The organism is Phreatobacter cathodiphilus, from assembly GCF_003008515.1.
Lineage (GTDB): Bacteria > Pseudomonadota > Alphaproteobacteria > Rhizobiales > Phreatobacteraceae > Phreatobacter > Phreatobacter cathodiphilus.
On record NZ_CP027668.1, the window covers coordinates 860,001 to 878,646 of the forward strand.

Annotated in this window: 14 protein-coding genes and 1 riboswitch (1 of these 15 running past the window's edge); of the genes, 5 read left to right on the forward strand and 9 right to left on the reverse strand. The window is 70.2% G+C overall.

The window, feature by feature from the left end:
- Nucleotides 1–879, reverse strand: partial view of an AraC family transcriptional regulator gene (locus tag C6569_RS04245; RefSeq protein ID WP_106747663.1) — the 5' portion only. The gene continues 15 nt to the left of window position 1, outside the view; 879 of the gene's 894 nt are visible here — the first part of the coding sequence; it begins with the start codon at nt 877–879; its stop codon lies beyond the left edge, outside the window.
- Between the two features lie 252 nt (nt 880–1,131).
- On the opposite strand from C6569_RS04245, the gene C6569_RS04250 reads away from it, so the two are divergent.
- The 4 genes from C6569_RS04250 to C6569_RS04265 are packed head-to-tail and all read left to right on the forward strand — an operon-like array spanning nt 1,132 to nt 6,230.
- Nucleotides 1,132–2,721 (forward strand): ABC transporter substrate-binding protein, encoded by a 1,590-nt coding sequence (locus tag C6569_RS04250; protein ID WP_106747664.1) that lies wholly within the window; start codon nt 1,132–1,134, stop codon nt 2,719–2,721.
- Nucleotides 2,718–3,740 (forward strand): ABC transporter permease, encoded by a 1,023-nt coding sequence (locus C6569_RS04255; RefSeq protein ID WP_106747665.1) that lies wholly within the window; start codon nt 2,718–2,720, stop codon nt 3,738–3,740. The genes C6569_RS04250 and C6569_RS04255 overlap by 4 nt, the downstream gene beginning before the upstream one ends.
- 10 nt (nt 3,741–3,750) lie before the next feature.
- Nucleotides 3,751–4,587, forward strand: a complete 837-nt coding sequence (locus C6569_RS04260) for an ABC transporter permease (protein ID WP_106747666.1) — start codon at nt 3,751–3,753, stop codon at nt 4,585–4,587.
- Complete coding sequence (locus C6569_RS04265) at nt 4,587–6,230, forward strand: ABC transporter ATP-binding protein (RefSeq protein WP_106747667.1); 1,644 nt, start codon at nt 4,587–4,589, stop codon at nt 6,228–6,230. Before C6569_RS04260 ends, C6569_RS04265 begins: the two co-directional genes overlap by 1 nt.
- On the opposite strand, the gene C6569_RS04270 is transcribed toward C6569_RS04265, so the two are convergent.
- The 6 genes from C6569_RS04270 to C6569_RS04295 form a co-directional block, all read right to left on the reverse strand.
- Nucleotides 6,225–7,181, reverse strand: coding sequence for an LLM class flavin-dependent oxidoreductase (locus C6569_RS04270; RefSeq protein ID WP_215905788.1), 957 nt, complete (start codon nt 7,179–7,181; stop codon nt 6,225–6,227). The two genes, C6569_RS04265 and C6569_RS04270, sit on opposite strands and share 6 nt — an antisense overlap.
- 32 nt (nt 7,182–7,213) lie before the next feature.
- The gene (locus C6569_RS04275) at nt 7,214–7,975 is read right to left on the reverse strand and encodes an ABC transporter ATP-binding protein (RefSeq protein WP_106747669.1); all 762 of its coding nucleotides are present in this window, start codon (nt 7,973–7,975) and stop codon (nt 7,214–7,216) included.
- Nucleotides 7,972–8,985, reverse strand: coding sequence for a FecCD family ABC transporter permease (locus tag C6569_RS04280; RefSeq protein WP_106747670.1), 1,014 nt, complete (start codon nt 8,983–8,985; stop codon nt 7,972–7,974). Before C6569_RS04280 ends, C6569_RS04275 begins: the two co-directional genes overlap by 4 nt.
- Nucleotides 8,982–9,890 carry an ABC transporter substrate-binding protein gene (locus tag C6569_RS04285; RefSeq protein WP_106747671.1) on the reverse strand — a complete coding sequence of 303 codons (909 nt, stop codon included), beginning with the start codon at nt 9,888–9,890 and terminating at the stop codon, nt 8,982–8,984. Before C6569_RS04285 ends, C6569_RS04280 begins: the two co-directional genes overlap by 4 nt.
- Nucleotide 9,891: 1 nt before the next feature.
- Nucleotides 9,892–12,060, reverse strand: a complete 2,169-nt coding sequence (locus tag C6569_RS04290) for a TonB-dependent receptor (protein WP_245898228.1) — start codon at nt 12,058–12,060, stop codon at nt 9,892–9,894.
- 290 nt (nt 12,061–12,350) lie between these two features.
- Nucleotides 12,351–12,548: riboswitch (cobalamin riboswitch) on the reverse strand.
- A 47-nt stretch (nt 12,549–12,595) separates the two neighbouring features.
- Complete coding sequence (locus tag C6569_RS04295; RefSeq protein ID WP_106747672.1) at nt 12,596–13,459, reverse strand: DMT family transporter; 864 nt, start codon at nt 13,457–13,459, stop codon at nt 12,596–12,598.
- 106 nt (nt 13,460–13,565) lie between these two features.
- On the opposite strand from C6569_RS04295, the gene C6569_RS04300 reads away from it, so the two are divergent.
- Nucleotides 13,566–14,966, forward strand: a complete 1,401-nt coding sequence (locus C6569_RS04300) for an aminotransferase-like domain-containing protein (protein WP_106747673.1) — start codon at nt 13,566–13,568, stop codon at nt 14,964–14,966.
- A 171-nt stretch (nt 14,967–15,137) separates the two neighbouring features.
- Here the strand turns inward: C6569_RS04300 and C6569_RS04305 are convergent, their stop codons facing one another.
- Together C6569_RS04305 and C6569_RS04310 are read right to left on the reverse strand one after the other, a co-directional pair.
- Nucleotides 15,138–16,412 (reverse strand): hydroxymethylglutaryl-CoA reductase, degradative, encoded by a 1,275-nt coding sequence (locus C6569_RS04305; RefSeq protein WP_106747674.1) that lies wholly within the window; start codon nt 16,410–16,412, stop codon nt 15,138–15,140.
- 114 nt (nt 16,413–16,526) lie between these two features.
- Entirely contained in the window at nt 16,527–18,473 is a 1,947-nt protein-coding gene (locus tag C6569_RS04310) for a helix-turn-helix domain-containing protein (protein ID WP_181313905.1), read from the reverse strand.
- Nucleotides 18,474–18,646: the final 173 nt, after the last annotated feature.

Consider the following 18,646-nt stretch of genomic DNA (forward strand, 5'->3'; position numbering starts at 1 on the left):
CCCGCCGCCGGGCTCGCCCCAGCGCAGGTAGTCGCGCGGCGACAGGCCCATGGTGCGGCGGAACATGGCGCTGAAGGCGCTGGGGCTGTCATAGCCGAGATCGAGCGCCACGTGGGTCACGGCCTCTCCGGCGGTCAGCCGCGACAGCGCCTCCATCAGCCTGATCTGCTGGCGCCATTGCGCGAAGCTCATGTCCGTCTCCTGCCGGAACAGCCGCGTCAGCGTCCGCCGCCCGAGGCCGCCATAGCGCGCCCAATGGTCGATGCCCTGGTTGTCGCCGGGATTGCGCAGCAGCGCCTCGCAGATGCGGGCGAGCCTGCGGTCGCGCGGCATGGGCGCCGATCGGGCGAGGACGGGTGTGCGGCCGATCTCGACGAGGATGAGGTTGATGATCTGGCCGTCGCGACCGTCGACGTCGTACTCGACCGGCAGCGTCACGGCCTCGTTGACGAGTTCGCGCAGCAGCGGCGACACCTCCATGAGTTGGCAGGTGAGCGGCAGGCCGGCCGCGGCATCGGGCTCGATATAGAGCGTGCGCAGGCTCACCGCGCCCCAGCAGCGCGTCTGGTGCATCACGCCAGGGGGGATCCACAGGGCCTGCTGCGGCGCCACCGCCCAGCTGCCGCCATCGGTGATCACGGTCATGATGCCGGTCAGTCCGAACAGGAACTGCGCCCGCCGGTGGCAATGGCGGGTGCCTACCTCGCCGTCGGCGAATTCCGCCGCCATGGCCGCCGCCGGCCTCTGCACGTCCTGCAGCGCCTTGGCCCGGATGCCGCTCGCCTTGTGACCGGTGAAGCAGGAGATCGGCACGGGCCTGAGGTCGCGACGCGGTGCCCGCAGGTCGTGGGGAACATAGGGTCTGGCGGCCTCGGCCATGGGCGCTATCCGTTTCGAGCCAGGGGATGCATGTTGCATGGTCTGTAGCAGAACAGGACCGGTCCGCCCACCAGCCGCTCACGCCTGCAGGCGCTGAAGCACAGATCGGGCCAAGAGGTCCCTCCTCGTCCGGAGGAAGGCCCGTTCACGACACTTGTCGGCCCTTCGACGCCAGCGCTCGGGCGGAGCGCGCCGGAACATCCTACCCCGGAAGTCCGCACCATGCGGACGGCATGATCAAGGGGGTTCGTGATGAACAGGCGCGAATTTGCAAAGCTCTTGTCGGCGGCCGGCGTCGCTGGAGCGACCGACATCGCCTGGGGCGTCACGCGCGCGGTCGGCCAGACCCGCGGCGGCACGCTCAACACCATCATCCAGCCGGAACCGCCGATGCTGGTCACCGCCATCAATCAGCAGCAGCCGACGCTCACCATCGGGGGCAAGATCTACGAGAGCCTGCTGCGCTACGGCATCGACCTGAAGCCGATGCCGGGCCTCGCCCAGTCCTGGACCATCTCGCCGGACGGCAAGGTCTACACGTTCAAGCTCTTCCCCAACATCATCTTCCACGACGGCAAGCCCTGCACCGCCGAGGACGTGATCTTCTCCTGCACCAAGGTGCTGACCGAGACCCACGCCCGCGCCCGCGGTACCTTCCTGCGCATCGAGAAGGCGGAGGCGCCCGACCCGCTGACCGTGGTCTTCACGCTGAAGGAGCCCTTCGCGCCCTTCATCAATTCCTTCGACTGCACGACGGCGCCGATCCTGCCGAAGCATGTCTACGAGAACACCGACTTCCGGCAGAATCCGGCCAATGCCCAGGCCATCGGCACCGGCCCCTTCAAGCTGAAGGAATGGGTGCGCGGTTCGCACATCCATCTCGTCCGCCACGAGGGCTATTACCGCCAGGGCGAGCCGCACCTCGACGAAATCTTCTACCGCGTCATCCCGGATGCGGCCTCGCGCTCGGTCGCGCTGGAGAAGGGCACCGTTCAGCTCACCCAGTGGACCGATGTCGAGTTCTTCGACGTGCCGCGGCTGGCAAAGCTCCCGAACCTCGAAATGACCACCAAGGGCTACGAGTTCTTCGCGCCGCATCTGTGGATCGATATGAACAACCGCGTCGCTCCGATGAACGACAAGCGGTTCCGCCAGGCGGTGGCCCACGCCCTCGACAAGAAGGCGATCAAGGACCGCATCTATTTCGGCCTCGGCAAGGAGGCGACCGGTCCGGTGTCCTCGAAGACCCGCTTCTACGAGAAGGACGTCAAGACCTACGATTACTCCCTCGACAAGGCGCGCAAGCTGCTCGACGACATGGGCCTGAAGGCCGGCGCCGGCGGCAAGCGCGCCACCATCACCTTCCTCGTCCCGCCCTATGGCGAGAGCTGGCAGCGCCTCGGCGAATTCGTGCGCCAGGCCCTCGGCCGCATCGGCATCGAGGTGGTTCTCCAGGGCGGTGACATCGCCGGTTGGGGCCAGAAGGTCTCCAACTGGGAATACGAGATGACCGCGAACCTGCTCTATCAGTTCGGCGATCCGGCGCTCGGCGTTACCCGCAGCTACGCCACCTCGAACATCCGCAAGGGCGTGCTCTTCACCAACATGTGCGGCTATTCGAACCCCGCGGTGGACAAACTCTTCGACGAGGCGGCGGTCGCCACCACCGACGCCAAGCGCCAGGAGCTCTATTCGCAGGCCCAGAAGATCCTCTGCGAGGACGTGCCCGTCGCCTGGATCCTCGAGCAGGACTTCCCCAACTTCTACGACAAGAAGCTGAAGAACGTCATCACCACCGGCATCGGCGTCCACGAGACCTTCGGAACGGTGTCGTTCGGATGACGGATATCGCCTCCGGCCGGCAGGGCCACCGCGTCGTCGCGGTGGCCCTCGGCATTCTGGGATGGACGGCGAAGTTCGTCGCCGTGGTCCTGGTGATCGCCACCATGTCCTTCCTGCTGGTCAGGGCCGCCCCCGGCGACCCCGCCCAGGTCATGGCCGGCCAGACAGGCGCGGCGGACGAGAAGATGCTCGCCCAGATCCGCGAGGAATATGGCCTCAACCGCCCCTTCATCGTCCAGCTCGCGACGCATCTGAAGCGGGTCGTCACCCTCGACCTCGGCCAGTCCTACCGCCAACGCCAGCCGGTGACGACGCTCATCGGCGAGCGCCTGCCGGCGACGCTCATCCTCACCGGCACGGCCTTTCTGCTGGCGCTGGCATCCGGCATCCTGCTCGGCACCCTGGCGGCGCTGCGTGCCGGGCGCTGGTCCGACACGCTGCTCACCGTCGTCTCGCTCATTCTCTACGCCATGCCGGTCTTCTGGCTCGGTCTGATGATGGTGCTGGTCTTCTCCGTGCAACTGGGCTGGGTGCCGGCCTTCGGCTACCAGACGATCGGCGTCGAGATGGGCCCCCTCGGCCGCGCCCTCGACATCGGTCACCACCTCATCCTGCCGGCGATCTCGCTCGCCGCCGTCTATCTGGCCATCTACACGCGGCTGATGCGCTCCTCGGTCATGGAGGTTGCGCAGCAGGACTACATCAAGACCGCGCGGGCCAAGGGCCTAGCCCAGGGCCGCATCATCGCCCGCCACATCCTGCGCAACGCCATCCTGCCCGTCGTCACCGTCGCCGGCATGCAGGCCGGCGCCCTCGTCGGCGGCGCCGTGGTGGTGGAGACAGTCTTCGCCTGGCCCGGCCTCGGACGGCTCACCTACGAGGCCGTCCTGCAGCGCGACTATCCCGTCCTCCTCGGACTGTTCCTCGTCATGTCGGTGATCGTCATCCTGTTCAACCTCGCGACCGACGTCCTCTATCGCTTCATCGATCCGCGCGTGACCACGCAGGCTCAGGGCTGAGGAGCGCACCATGGACACCCTCAAGGCCTTTTCGCGCCATCCCAGCGGCATGCTGGGCCTCGTCATCCTCATCGCGGTCGTCACTCTCGCCGTGCTCGCCCCCTGGCTCTACCCGGAGGACCCCTGGGAGATGATCGGGCGGCCCTTCGCCCCGCCCTTCTCGGAAGGATTTCTGCTCGGCACGGACACGCTGGGGCGGGACGTCGCCGCCGGCATCGTCCACGGCACGCGGGTGTCGCTCACCATCGGCGTCGCCTCGACGCTGGCCGCGGTCTGCGTCGGCGTCCTCGTCGGCGCCATGGCCGGCTACTGGGGCGGCGGCATCGACGACCTCCTGATGCGCGTCACCGAGCTGTTCCAGACGATCCCGGGCTTCATTCTCGCCATCCTCATGGTGGCGACACTGGGCCCCTCCATCGTCAACGTCATCATCGCCATCGCCACCGTCAGTTGGCCGCCGCTGGCGCGGCTGACGCGGGCCGAGTTCCTGCGCCTGCGCGGGCGCGAATACGTCCAGGCCGCCACCTGCCAGGGCGAGCGGCCGCTCCAGGTGGTGCTCGGCCATATCCTGCCCAATGCGGTCTCGCCGATCATCGTCACCGGCTCGCTCACCATCGCCAGCGCCATCCTCATCGAAAGCGCCCTGTCCTTCATGGGCCTGGGTGATCCCAACCTCATGTCCTGGGGCTTCATGGTCGGCGCGGCGCGCACGGTGATCCGCCAGGCCTGGTGGATGAGCGTCTTCCCGGGCATCGCCATCCTGCTCACCGTCCTCGCCATCAACCTGGTGGGGGAGGGGCTGAACGACACGCTCAATCCGCGCAATGCCCGCGCAGGGAGGCATTGATGGCCGGCGATCCGTTGCTCGCGGTCGAGAACCTCTCCATCGCCCTCCCCGGCGGCGCCGACCGCGCCCATGCCGTGGAAGACGTCTCCTTCACCGTCGGGGCGAACGAGATCGTCTGCCTCGTCGGCGAGTCGGGATCGGGCAAGTCGATGACCGCCCACGCCATCCTGTCGCTGCTGCCGGACCGGGTGGGCATTTCGGCCGGCTCGCTGCGCTTCAAGGGGCGCGACATCGCCGGGCTCGACGAGCCGTCCATGCGGGCGCTGCGCGGCGGCGAGATCTCGATGATCTTCCAGGAGCCCATGTCGGCGCTGAACCCGCTCGCCCGCATCGGCGAGCAGATCGCCGAGGCCATCGTGACCCATGCCCGCCCGGTTCCGGCCCGCGAGGCTGTCGCCGTCCGGGTCATCGAGCTCGTCACCTCGGTGGGGCTGCCCGACCCCGCGACCATCGTCCGCAGCTTCCCCTTCCAGCTCTCGGGCGGCCAGCGCCAGCGCGTCATGATCGCCATGGCCATGGCCAACAATCCCGCGCTGCTGCTCGCCGACGAGCCGACGACGGCGCTCGACGTCACCACCCAGAAGCAGATCCTCACCCTCATCCGCGACCTCCAGGCCTCGCGTGGCATGGGCGTGCTGCTGATCACCCATGACTTCGGCGTCGTCGCCGACATGGCCGACCGCGTGGTCGTCATGCGCGACGGGCGGATCGTCGAACAGGGACCGGTCGACGAGGTGCTGCGTCGCCCGTCGCACGAGTACACGCGCAGCCTCATCGCCGCGGTGCCGGGCAGCCGCCCGCCCGACGCGCGCGTGCGCGAGATCGGCCGCGTCCCCGTGCTCGCCGCCCGCGGCCTCACCAAGACCTTCTCCACCCGCCAGAGCCTCTTCCGCCCCCCGCGGGTCGTCGCCGCCGTCCGGAACGTCGCGCTGTCGCTGGCGGCGCGGGAGACCGTGGCGGTGGTCGGCGAGTCCGGCTCGGGCAAATCGACCCTCGGCCGGATGATCATGCGCCTCGTCGAGCCCGATGCCGGCACCGTCGACTTCCGCGGCGAGGATCTGCTGACGCTGCGTGGCGAGCCGCTGCGGCAGATGCGGCGTCGGCTGCAGATCGTCTTCCAGGATCCTTTCGCCGCCCTCGATCCGCGCCAGCGCGTCGGCGACGCCATCGCCCGCGGGCCCATGGCCTTCGGCACTCCGCGCGAGGACGCGATGGCCGAGGCCCGCCGCCTGCTCCAGCGCGTCGGTCTGAAGGAGGGCGCGGCGGACCGTTATCCGCACGAGTTCTCCGGCGGCCAGCGCCAGCGCATCTGCATCGCCCGGGCCCTGGCGCTGAAGCCGCAGGTGCTGGTGGCGGACGAGGCGGTCTCCGCCCTCGACGTGTCGGTGCAGGCGACCATCCTGCGCCTGCTCGCCGAACTGCGCGAGGACCTCAACCTCGCCATCCTCTTCATCACCCACGACCTGCGCGTCGCAGCCGAGATCGCCGATCGCATCGTGGTGATGAAGCGCGGCGAGGTGGTGGAAGAGGGGGCGACGCGGACGGTCTTCGGCGATCCCGCCCACCCCTATACGCGCGAGCTGCTCGCCGCCGTGCCCGGGAGGCATTTGTTCCAGGGCCCGCATGCCCTGGCGGCGTCATGAGCCCGGTGGGGACTTGAGAGCGGGAAGGACCTCGCGCGCGAAGAGGCGCATGGCCGCCAGGGTTGCATCGGGCCCGAGGCAGCCGTTGCCGTTGAAGACGCAGCGCAGCGCGCCGATCCCGGTACGCGCGGCGAGGCTCCGGATCGCCGTCGTGCAGTCCTCCGGGCTGCCCCAGAGGAAGCGCTCGGCGAGCAGGGTCTCCCTGTCCACGGTCACCGGACTGCGCCCCTGCTGCCGGGCGAAATGGCGGCGCCGCTCTTCCAGGCCCGCCAGCAGCGGGTCGAGCAGGCCGGCCGCCGCGTCGCGGTTCGGGCCGATCACCACATAGCGGGAGAGCGAGCTGCGGGCGAGCAGTGGGCGGAGCGTCTCCTCGGGCGCCAGATCCCGCAGCACCGCGAGTTGCCGGCCCTCCGGCGGCTCGAGGCTGAACAGCAGCGGCAGCGCGTTGGCGACGGCGAAGCCGAGGGTCTCCGGCGTCGATCCCGCCACGTGGATCGGCGGGTGCGGGTGCTGCACCGGCCGGGGACCGACCGGCGTCTCGCCGAAGCTCCAGGGCCCCTCGTGCGAGGCGGCCGAGCCGGTGGCGAGGGCCTGGCGGAGAAGAGCGAAACCCGCCTCGAAACGCTCGCGGGCCGCCTGAAGGGGAATTCCGACGGTGGCGAAGGTCTCGGGCGCCGTGCCGCGGCCGATGCCGACGTCGATGCGCCCGCCGCTCTGATGGTCGAGCTGGCAGATCTCCTCGGCCAGCAGCAGCGGATGGTGCAGCGGCAGGACGAGGATGGAGGTGCCGACCCTCAGCCGCTCGGTGCGGGCGAAGATCGCCGCCGCCAGCAGGTGGGGCGAGGGATAGGCGATCCGCGGCCGGTGGAAGTGGAACTCGCTGAACCAGACGCCGTCGAAACCGAGCCGGTCCGCCTCCTCGAACAGGGCGAGGAAGGCGCGGTGGTCCATCTCAGTGGCCTCGCGGGTCCATCCGGCGAGATCTATCCGCACAGGAACTCTCCGATCGCGGGCCGGGCGACGGTGAGCCCGCCATGGACGGCGGTCTCGAAGACGGTGCCGAAGACCTCGCCCAGGCGACCGGAGGCGACGACCTCCGCCGGCGTTCCCTCCGCCACCACGCCGCCGCCCTCCATCAGCACGAGGCGGTCGCAGAAGGCGGTGGCGAGTTCCAGGTCGTGCAGCACGGTCACCACGAGGCGCGTGCGGCCGCGCCGCCTCAGGTCCCGCATCAGGGCGATGCGGTGGCGGATGTCGAGGCTGGCGCCGGGCTCGTCGGCGATCAGGCAGGGCGGATCGGTGACGGTCACGGCGGCAAGCAGGGCCTGTGCCCGCTCCCCTCCCGACAGGCTGGGCCAGGGGCGGTCGGCCTTGCCAGTGAGCCCCGCGGCGCCGATGGCCGCCTCCACCGCGCCGGGAGGCACGCCGGCGGCGCGGCGTGCGCCCAGGGCGATCAGCATGCGGGCCGTGATGTCCCAGTGCGGCTGGAAGGTCTGGGGCAGGTAGCCGATCCGCTCCGCCAGCCGGGCGGGCGCGATGGTGGCGACGTCGGTCCCGTCGACCAGGACCCGGCCCGTCCGCGCACCCGGCTGTCCCGCCATGGCGCGCGCCAGGGTCGACTTGCCGGCACCGTTCGGGCCGATGATCCCGACGAGCCCGGGCGAGGGGAGGGCGAGCGTCACCCCCGCGACGACGGCCCGTCCGCCGCGGTGGATGGTAAGGTCGGCGATGTCGATCCGGATCATGTCCGCCACCGCCGCGCGAGGAGCATGAGGAAGAACGGCCCGCCGGCCGCCGCGGTGACGAGCCCGAGCGGGATCTCCGCCGGCGGCAGGGCGGATCGGGCGAGGGCATCGGCGAGCACCACGATGACGGCGCCGATCAGGGCGGAGGCGGCGAGGAGGGGGCCGTGGAGCGGCCCTACCAGCCTGCGGCCGAGATGGGGAGCGGCGAGGCCGACGAAGGCGACGAGCCCGCCGAAGGCGACCGCGACCGCGACGATGGCCGAGCCCGTGAGCACGGTGCGCGACACGAAGCGGTCGACGTCGAGACCGAAGCCCCGCGCCGTCTCCTCGCCGAGGCCGAGGAGGTCGAGGCCCGGTGCTGCCCGCAGCGCGAGGAGGAGGCAGCCGCCGGTCAGGACGAGGAGGCCGGCGAGAGCGGCGGGCGCCGGCGTCTGGATGCCGCCGAGCACCCAGCCGAGGACCACCTGCAGGCTCACCGTCTCGTCGGACAGGGCCAGCATCAGGAAGGACCGGAGCGACCCCAGCATGGCCGCGACGGCGACGCCGGCGAGCAGCAGCCCGGCCGTGTCGGTCATGCCGGAGGCGCGGCCGATGGCGAGGACGAGGACGGTCGCCCCCCAGGCGCCGAGGAAGGCGAGGACCGGCAGCCCGAGCGCCTGCGGCACGGCGAGCGGCACGAGCAGCGCCACTGTGGCGCCGACCGCCGCGCCGCCCGCCGAGCCCAGCAGATAGGGCTCGGCCAGCGGGTTGCGGAACAGCCCCTGGAACAGGCAGCCGCCGAGGCCGAGCAGCGCCCCGATGGCGGCGGCGGCGAGGACCCGCGGCAGCCGCCAGTCGAGGATGAGGCGGCTCTCCAGAGTGCCGTCGCCCGAGAGCGCGACCAGAACCCGCCACGGGGTCGCCCAGTCGTGACCGGCGGCGAGGCCGATGGCGAGGGCGGCGGCGAGCAGGCCGCCGAGGGCGAGCCAGGGCGTCGCGGCCCTGCGGGTGTCCTGTCCGGTCGGGCTCATGAGCGGGTCTCACGGCGATGGCGGTCGAGGACGGTGGCGAGGGCCTCGATGCCATCGACCACGCGCGGGCCCGGAATGAGGAAGGTGGAGCGGCTGACGGTGACGATCCGCCCTTCGCGCCGCGCCCGGAGGGCCGACCAGGCGGGGGATGCAAAGACCTCGTCGCGCGCGGCCTCCGTTCCCGCGAAGAGCAGGATGTCGGGGTCGGCGCGCAGGATCGCTTCCGGCGAGACCTGCGCCAGCACCTGGGGACCGAGGGCGGGCACCGCCCCGGCGAGCCGCACCGCATCGGCGGTGTAGGTTCCGGGCCTGGCGATCAGCAACAGGCCGCTCGAAACCCGGCCGGTCACCATCAGCGCCCGCGGAGCGGGCCCCGTCCGGTCGGCGCCGGCGACCGCCCCCAGCCGCGCCTCCAGCCGGCGCGCCGCGGCCTCGCCCCGCTCCTCGAGGCCGCAGGCGCGGGCGACAAGGCGTAGGTTCGCCAGCACGGCCGCGACCGTCGGATGGGTCAGCACCATGACGGGGATGCCGAGCCGTTCCAGCGGGTCGACGAGCTGATGGACGGCCTGGCGCGCCGGCGTGACGACGACGAGATCGGGCGCCAGCCGCGCCACCCGGTCGACCGAGAAACCGAGGCGCCCGCCCACCAGCGGCAGGTGCGCGACCTCCGGGGGAAAGCGTGTAAAGGCCTCTACCCCGACGATCCGGTCGGCGGCACCCGCGGCGGCGACCAGCTCCGTGTTGGAGGCGAAGATGGGCACGATCCGCCGTGGCGGCGCGGGCAGAGCCACCCGGCGGCCGAGCGAATCCGTCAGCACCAGCGAAGAGGCCCGCGCGCCGGGGCCGGCCAGCACCGCGGCGGCCGCGCCCAGGCCCTGGAGGATCCGTCGGCGGCTGCGGATCACGTCAGAACGCCGCCTTCAGGCCGACGACGATCTCCCGGCCCGGCATGGAGTTGCCGAAGTTGCCGATGCCGTTGGTATTGGCGGCCGAGGTGTTGCCGATGAAGGGTTGCTGGTGGAGGGCGATGAACAGGGCGTGCTGATTGACGTTGAAGATGTTGTTCATCGCCACATAGGCGGTCAGGCCCTTGCGCAGTTCCCCTTCCAGCCGGGCGTTCCAGACCCAGAAGGCCGGCTTCTGGTGGATGTAGCTGCTGGACGGTTCCCCGGCGGGAACGGTCAGGCTCTCCTCGGTGTCGTACCAGATCGGACCGCGCATGATGCCGGTGACGGAGAAAGTCCAGGGAATGGCGACGCCCGCCCGCTGGCCGAATCGCGTGCCGATGGACGCCTGGTACTTGTAGACCCGCTGCACCTGCCGAGAATTGGCTGTCGAGGCGGCGCCGAAGTCGCGCATGTCGAAATTGTAGCCGCCATTGGCGAACAGTGACCAGTGCCAGCCGTTCGGCCGGGCCGCGACGGCGCGCAGCACGTCGAGGCTGGCTTGAACCTCGACACCGCGGATGACGATGTCGCCGGCATTGTTGACGTAGTCGGAAATGTTCAGCGGACCCGTCCGGCGCTGTGAGATGATCCGGTGCGAGATCGTGTTCTGGAACAGCGCGGCGTCGATGTTGAGGCCGTTCCAGGAGAAGGTGGCGCCGACCTCGTACTGGCGGCTGGTCTCCGGCCTCAGGTTCGGATTGCCGAAGATCTGGCCACCCGCGAGCACCGTGTAGTCGCCGGCGAGCTCCGTCGCGGTGGGAGCGCGGAAGCCGGTGGCGAGGCCGGTGCGGAAGCTGAGGTTCTGCGTCGCCCGGTAGGTGCCGCCCACCGTGTAGGTCGTCGCGGAATAGGGCCGCGACCCCGTCTGCTGGTTGGCGAGGTTCGGCGTCGCGTCGAAACTGGTCGAGCCGCGGGTATGCCGCACGCCGGCACGGAGCACCACCCGGTCATCGAACAGGCGTTGGCTGTTCTCGGCGTAGAAGGCCATCAGCGAGTCGGTCTGGTTGGCGTCCTGGGGAGCCACCTGGGCCATGGTGTAGGGCGGATTGATCGCCTCGCGGTAGCGTGCCGAGCGCAGCCAGCTGCGCTCCAGGTTGAGGCCCAGCAGCAGTTCGTTGCCGGGGAAGAGGTGGACGATCGGCTCGAACTTCGTGCCCATGATGCTCAGGTGGCGCCGGTTGATGTCGAGCCGCGTACCGCCGCTGCGCGAGGCCCAGCGGAAGATGTCCTGGTCCTCGACCAGATAGCTGTGGGAGGTCCAGCGCGCGAAATCCGTCGCCGTCCGGCCGGAATAGACGACGTCGAAGGAGGCGTTGGTGCGCTGGTCGCGGTTGAAGGTGCTCCACGAGGAGCCGCGGAATCCGGCATCGTAGATGCCGTCGCTGCGGATGGTCACGTCGACCCGGTTGAGGTCGTCGATCTGGTGGCCGAAGGCGCCGGTGGCTCCCAGCCGCTGCCATTGGGTGTTCGCCATGAGGCCGCCGCCGGATCCCGACGAATAGCTGTCGCGCCGGCCGCCCGCGAGCCCGAGATAATAGTCGCTTTCGCCGAAGCGCCCTGCCGTGTGGCCCCGCCCCTGCAGCAGCCCCCATGAGCCGCCCTGGATCTCCACGGCGGAACCCTCCGTGTTGCGGCCGTTGCGTAGGATGATGTTGATGACGCCGCCCATGGCGCCGGACCCGTAGATGACCGAGGCCGGACCGCGGACGATTTCAATCCGCGCGACGTCGGCCGGCGACAGTTTGGAGATGTTGGCGGTGCCGGCGCGCCGGCCGTTGATCAGCACCAGCACCTGGCTGCGGAAGTCCTTGCCCTGGCCGTCCGAGGCGCCGCCGCGGATGTTGATCGAGGTCTGGCCCGGGGTCCATTCGGAGAAGAAGCCAACGGCGTTCTCGGCGAGGAGCTCCGTCACCGACTGGGCCTGGCTGCGCGCCAGTCGCTCTCCCTCGATGACCTGGACCGTGCCGGTGATCTGGCTGCGCGGTTCGGGCCGGCCCGTCGAGGTGACGACGATATCGTCGAGCACGGTCGCGGGAGCCTCCTGCCCCGTGGCGATGGAAGGCATGAGCGCCAGGGCGGCGACGAGGGGTGCCGCGCGGCGGGCTCCGGCTGGATATGCGATCATCATGGTCCCCTCGGGCCGCCACGCGGGCGCCCGGCAATGTCGCCGGAAGCGTGGGGCTCCGGAGTCGAGATATGGAACGTTATAATATTACATAACCGGACGATGCAAGCCGGCCTCGGTCCCTGGCGGGCGCGGCGCCGCGGGAAGGGCGCGCGACCATGCCGGGGGAGGGCGCTGCGGCGGAGAGTTGGCGTCGTTTTGCATCGGCCGGGTTCCTGTTGGAGCGGGGCCGTGCGAACGGATGAACAGCGGCGGACCGCTGTCACACGCACCGCCGGAGCACCCCGCCCGAGGTCGTCTATCTGGTCGCGGCAGGTCTCCTGGCTCGCGGGTCGGCGCCGGCTCCCGTCTTCCCGGACCCCGACGGGTCCAGTGACATGAATGGGAGAAGGCTCGCCGCTGACAGTTGCGGGGGCAGCGCCGGTCTCGCACCGGCTTCCCTCTTAGCCCCCGATCTTGCGAGTCGGGGGACCGTGACGCCGCCAGCTAAGGATCGGTGGCAGGTCCTGTCAACCGCCGCGGCGGCAAGGGGCGCCCGTCAGCCCGCGTAGCGCTTGGCCCCCGCGACGCAGGCGACCACGGCCACGGTCACCGCGATCATAGCCGCGCTGACGGGCTCACCCAGCAGGGTCGCCGCCAGGGTCAGGCCGAAGAACGGCTGCAGGAGCTGCAACTGTCCGACGGCGCCGATGCCTCCGAGAGCGAGCCCGCGATACCAGAACACGAACCCGATGAGCATGCTGAACAGCGAAACATAGGCGAGGCTGACCCATTCGGCCGTCGTCACGGCGGCGAAGGAGGGCGGCCAGGCCCAGGCTGCCAGCGCCCCCATGACCGGCAGCGAGAGCACCAGCGCCCACGAGATGACCTGCCAGCCGCCGAGGCGGCGCGACAGCTTGGCCCCCTCCGCATAGCCGAGGCCGCAGACCAGCACGGCGGCGAGCATCAGCCCGTCGCCGGCGAGGGTCGATCCGCCGCTGCGCGTCAGGGCGAAACCCGCCACCAGGGCGCTGCCTAGGCCGGAGAACAGCCAGAAGAGGGGCCGAGGCCGCTCGCCGGCGCGCACCACGCCGAAGGCGGCGGTGGCGAGCGGCAGCATGCCGATGAAGACGATGGAATGGGCCGCGCCGATATGCTGCAAGGCGAGGGCGGTCAGCAACGGAAAGCCCATCACCACGCCGAGCGAGACCACGGCCAGCGGCAGCAGGTCCGCCGCGCGCGGCAGAGACACCCGGAACAACGCGATCAAGGCCGCGGCCAGCACCCCGGCGATGGTCGCCCGCATGCCCGTCAGGAAGATGGGCTCGAACGCGGCCACGGCCACGCGCGTCGCCGGCAGTGAGCCGCTGAAGATGATCACGCCCAGCAGCCCGCTGATCCAGCCGTCCGTCGTCTTGTCCATGGCAATTCCTCGAGGGGCGGCACAGGTGGCAGCCCCGCGCTGGCCGGGCAAGGCACGCTTGGGTACAATCCGGAGAAACTGTCTGGTATCAGGGAGCAGTACGGATATGCGCCAGGCCGCCGGCTCCGCAGAAACCCTCACCGATCGCGTCATCCGCGAGGTCAAGGACCGCCTGGCGCAGCGGGCCTTGACGCCCGGCACCCGCCTGCCCTCCATCCGCGCCTTCGCGGCCGCGATGAGGGTGTCGAAGTCCACCGTCGTCGAGGCCTACGAGCGATTGTCCGCGGAGGGGCTCATCGTCTCCCGTCCCGGCTCCGGCTTCTATGTCGACGCGCCGCTGGCGCCGCTGTCGCTCGCCGACCTCGGTCCGAAACTGGACCAGGAGGTCGATCCGCTCTGGATCACGCGGCAGTCGCTCGGCCGGAACACCGAGCTGCTGATGCCCGGATGCGGCTGGCTTCCCGCCTCGTGGATGCCGCAGGACAGCCTGCGTCGTGCCCTGCGCATGCTGGCGCGCGGGGATGCGGTGGGTCTCACCGACTACGGCACGCCGCAAGGTTTGCCGGCCCTCCGGCAGTTTCTCGTCCGCCGGATGGCGGGGCAGGGGGTGGAGGCCTCCGCCGACCAGGTCGTCCTCACCGAGTCCGGCACGCAGGCGCTGGATCTGGCCTGCCGCTTCCTCGTCGAGCCCGGCGACACGGTGCTGGTCGACGACCCCTGTTACTTCAATTTCCACGCCCTGCTGCGGGCCCATCGCGCCAAGGTGGTCTCGGTGCCCTACACTGCCCAGGGGCCGGACCTGGACCTCTTCGAACAGGCTCTCGCCCGGCACCGCCCGCGCCTCTACGTGACCAATGCGGGGGTGCACAACCCGACCGGAGCGACCCTCTCCCCCATCGTCGCCCACCGCCTGCTGAAGCTCGCCGAGCGCGCCGACCTGACCATCGTCGAAGACGACATCTTCGCCGATTTCGAGACCGAGACGACGCCGCGGCTCGCCGCCTTCGACGGCCTCCACCGGGTGGTCTATTGCGGCAGCTTCTCGAAGACCCTGTCCGCCGGCTTGCGCTGCGGCTTCCTCGTCGCCCGGCCGTACTGGGTCCAGGGCCTCACCGACCTGAAGATCGCCACCAGCTTCGGTGGCGCCGGGCTCGCGGCGGAGATGGTGCTGGCGGTCCTGACCGACGGCAGCTACCGGCGCCATGTCGGCGCGCTCCGCGCCCGGCTGGCCCGCGCACGCGCCGAGACGACCGAGAAGCTCCGCGACCTCGGGCTCACGCCATGGCTCCAGCCCCAGGCCGGCATGTTCCTGTGGTGCCGGTTGCCGGGGGACATGGATGCGGCCGAGGTCGCGCGCCGCGCTCTCGCCGACGACGTGGTCCTGGCGCCCGGCAACGCCTTCAGCCTGTCGCAGACGGCACGGAGCCACCTGCGCTTCAACGTGGCGCAATGTTCGAACGCCCGCATCTTCTCGGTGCTGCGCAAGGCGATCCGCGCCGCGTCCTAGGGACTGTTCTGTCGCCGCCCGCATCGCTCTTGCCGGCCGGCGCCGCATGGCCCCGCGGTCGCGCCGGCCTGGCCTTGGCTCCGCCGTCGACCCGCAGGACCCGTCCCGACACGAAGGCGCCGACACCTCCGCTCGTTCGCACTCTCCTCCGCGGGCCCTCGCCCCGGACGACTAGGACCGGCCCGCCCTGAGTTCGGCGAGAATGGCTTCCGCCCTGTCGAAGCGGACATGCCCTCCGGTCTTAAGCCGTGCCACCACCGCCTCGATCTCCTCGCCGATGGCGCCGGCTGCGGCTGCGACGTTGCGGGCGTGCAGCGACATGTGCCCCTTCTGGATTCCCTCGGCCGCCAGCGCGCGAAGGGCACCCACATTCTGGGCGAGCCCCACCGCGACGACGACCTTCGCGAGCTCCTGTGCGGACGTGACGCCCAGCAGCTTGACCGCGGCACGGGCCGCGGGGTGGGTCTTTGTCGCGCCGCCGACGAGCCCCACCGCCATCGGGACCTCGAGGGTGCCGACGAGGTGACCGTCATCGCCGATTTCGAAGTGCGACAGCGAGGTGTAGCGCCCGCTCGCGGCGGCATGGCAATGAGCACCGGCCTCGACCGCGCGGGTGTCGTTGCCCGTCGCCAGCACAACCGCGGTAATGCCGTTCATGATCCCCTTGTTGTGGGTCGCCGCGCGGTAGGAGTCCGCCGCCGCGAACCGGTAGGCGTCGACGATGCCGCCGACGACGTCGGCGCCACCCAGCGCATCCCGGTCGAAGACGGCACGGACGCGGGCAAGGCGGCGGTCCGCCTTGTTCGTCAGGATGCGCAAGCGAACCCGTCCGCCAGCGATCTCGGCCACTCGCGGTGCGAGGGCCTCGGCCATCGTGTTGACCGCGTTCGCTCCCATCGCGTCACGCACGTCCACGAGGAGGTGGAGCACCACGAAGGTCGCGCCGCTGGCCTCGACGATGCGCACCTCGATCCCGCGCGCGCCGCCCCCGAGCTTCACCAGCAGCGGGTCCTGCTCGTTGGCGAGCGCCAGCAGTTCGGCCTCCGCCTCGTAGAGGCGCAGGCGCGCCGCCCGCGGGTCCGCCACGCCGACGACCTGAACCTGCGAGACCATGATGGGAAGATCGGCCGACGTGCGGAAGCCCCCGTGCAGGCGGGCCACCGAAGCCATGTTGCTGGCCGCAGCCACCACGGATGGTTCCTCGGTCGCCATCGGAACGAGGTAATCCTTCCCGTCGATGGTGAAGTTTGCGGCGATCCCCACCGGGATCGACAGGGTCCCGACGACGTTCTCGATCATCCGGTCGGCAATGGCCAGGATGTCCGGCGCCGGCGCAGCCAGGCTGGACAGGTCGCCGACTGCCAACCCCGAGGCCTCGGTGGCTGCACTGAGCCGCTCTGCGGGCGAAAGCTTGTAGAAGCCGGGAAGGCGGCTGTTGACGGCCATGGATGACGAACTCCGCTCTGATCGGGCCTCTAGGGTTAGAGGCGCGGCGTGGCGGTCCTCAATGGCGGGCGGCCATACAGCGGGTCGCAGGGGCAGTGTCGTATCTACACCCGTTCAACGCGGCAGCGTCTCGGTGAGGCGGTGCAGGCGAAGGGCCATGTGGATTTCCAGGCCGCGACTGGTCTCGGCCCACCCGGGGCAGAGCGCGGCGATCGAATCGAGGCGCTGACGCATCGTGTTGACATGGATGTCGAGCGCGTCGGCCGCCTTCTGCAGGCTCCGCCCCGTCTCGAAATAGGCATAGAGGGTGGCGGCCAACTGCGATTTGCGCCGGCGGTCGTGTTCGAGAAGCGGCCCGATCGTGTGGGTGATGAAGGCGAGCGCCGCATCTTCACCCTGCCCGTCGAAGAGGAGCCCGTAGAGCGAGAGCGTCTTCTCGGACACGATGCGGGCGTTCTGGCCGAGGCTGCGCAGGAGGGACAGCGCGCGTCTCAGCTTCCTGTACTCGTCGGCCGCGGACTGGACGTCCGAGACCGGCTGGGACGCCACGATGTTGTAGGTTCCGCGGCCGCTCTCCTCGAGGGCCGTCGCGATCTTCTCCGCCACGCCCGCCCAATGCTCGCTGCAGGTGATCACGGCCAGATCGCCGTTGAACGCCGCTCCGATGGTCTGTCGGCCTGAGGCGGCGCTGCGGATGGCCTGCGGCAGGTGGGCGGCAAATCCGTCGCTGCAGGAGACGAGGACGATGGTGGCGGGCCAGGACAGCGAAACACCCACCGGCAAGGCTGCGGCTCCCTCCGCACGGAACGGGTCCGAGGTGCCCCGCAGCAGCGCGGAGACGATATCCGCGACACTGCGATAGGTGGCTTCCGCCACGCGCTCCATGGAGAGCAGCACGATTCCGGTGACGAGTGCGGCGCGCTCGAGCGTGCGGATCTCCGGCGAGGACAGGGGCTTCGGTCGCGTGAACACCAGCGCGCCGAGCCGGGCGCTGCCGCTCGACACCGCCGCCACGGTGACGGTCTGGCCGGAGGCGGCTTCGAAGGTCACGGAGCGCCCGAGGCGGGCACTCTCGATGACCGCGTGGGCAAGGCCCTGATCCGGAACCGTCTCGGGCGGCACGCCGGCAATCGCTGCGTGGCGTTCGTCGAGAATGGCAGCCTCTCCTCCGAGGAGGCTCGCCACCCTCTGCCGGAGGTCTTCCAGTGATCCGCCGCGGGCGATGAGTTCGGTCAGCCGCTCGTGAGCAATTGCGGCGCTCTCGATGTCGTCGGCCTTGGCCCGCAGGGCGGCGTTCGCCTCGCGCGCCATGCTGAGCGCCCGCTGGGCCTCCTCCAGCAGCCTGGCATTCTCGATCGCCAGGGCGGCGAAAGTGCCGAGCGACTGCAAAATGGAGATTTCCTGCGGGTTGTAGGCGCGCTCGTAGCGGTCGGCGACGAAGAGCACGCCGATGATCTGCAGTTCCAGCGCCAGCGGAATGCCGAGGATCGACACCACCCCCTCCGAGAGGATGGCGCGGTCGATATCCGGGTCGTGGTGAAAGCTTCGGTCGGACTTGTACTGGCTGGACTGCCAGGGCCGCCGCGTTCTGACGACGCTTCCGCAGATGCCCACATCCCGGGGCACGACGATGCTGGCAAAGGCCTCCGAGACCACCCCCTCCGTGGCGCGCACGCGAAAAGGGGTGCGTTCATCGACGGCCGCGGACAGATAGGCGATGTCGCTGCCGACCAGTTGCCGGGCGCGACGGATGATGGCCTGCAGCACCTGGTCGGTATCGCGCATGGCCGACAGATCGCGCGCCGTCTCGTTCAGGGCGATCAGTTCGCGCTCGCGCTTCAATTTGTGTTCGACGTTCTCGCGCAGTCGAATGGCGAGGGCGAGGTCAGCCTCGAGCTGCTCGTGCAGTTCCGGCGGCAGCGTGCGGATATCGCCTCCGGCAGCGTCGAAAGCGGACGGTGTCGCACCCTGTTCGAGCAGCGCCAACAGGCGGGAATAAAACCCTGCCGCCGGGTCCGGCCTTGCCCATCGCGCGGTCGCCGTCTTCACCCGCTGGTCCACGTGCTTCGCTCCCCCGCATTTCGCTGAACACTCCATCTAACGCACCTGCGGACAGGCGAGAGAACAGAGGTCGGTCACATGAGATCCGGCCTTTTGTGGAGTTTGTCCACATATCGCGCGCGATCCTGTTGGGGGCAAGTTTCACGCTGCGCCGGCGACGTGGCACACGCTGG

Excerpts from the sequence above, each read along its gene's own strand:
- C6569_RS04300 (WP_106747673.1), top strand. The coding sequence starts at position 13,566 with ATGCGCCAGGCCGCCGGCTCCGCAGAAACCCTCACCGATCGCGTCATC.
- C6569_RS04270 (WP_215905788.1), bottom strand. The coding sequence starts at position 7,181 with ATGGACCACCGCGCCTTCCTCGCCCTGTTCGAGGAGGCGGACCGGCTC.
- C6569_RS04305 (WP_106747674.1), bottom strand. The coding sequence starts at position 16,412 with ATGGCCGTCAACAGCCGCCTTCCCGGCTTCTACAAGCTTTCGCCCGCA.
- C6569_RS04250 (WP_106747664.1), top strand. The coding sequence starts at position 1,132 with ATGAACAGGCGCGAATTTGCAAAGCTCTTGTCGGCGGCCGGCGTCGCT.
- C6569_RS04255 (WP_106747665.1), top strand. The coding sequence starts at position 2,718 with ATGACGGATATCGCCTCCGGCCGGCAGGGCCACCGCGTCGTCGCGGTG.
- C6569_RS04280 (WP_106747670.1), bottom strand. The coding sequence starts at position 8,985 with ATGAGCCCGACCGGACAGGACACCCGCAGGGCCGCGACGCCCTGGCTC.
- C6569_RS04295 (WP_106747672.1), bottom strand. The coding sequence starts at position 13,459 with ATGGACAAGACGACGGACGGCTGGATCAGCGGGCTGCTGGGCGTGATC.
- C6569_RS04265 (WP_106747667.1), top strand. The coding sequence starts at position 4,587 with ATGGCCGGCGATCCGTTGCTCGCGGTCGAGAACCTCTCCATCGCCCTC.
- C6569_RS04275 (WP_106747669.1), bottom strand. The coding sequence starts at position 7,975 with ATGATCCGGATCGACATCGCCGACCTTACCATCCACCGCGGCGGACGG.
- C6569_RS04290 (WP_245898228.1), bottom strand. The coding sequence starts at position 12,060 with ATGATGATCGCATATCCAGCCGGAGCCCGCCGCGCGGCACCCCTCGTC.
- C6569_RS04260 (WP_106747666.1), top strand. The coding sequence starts at position 3,751 with ATGGACACCCTCAAGGCCTTTTCGCGCCATCCCAGCGGCATGCTGGGC.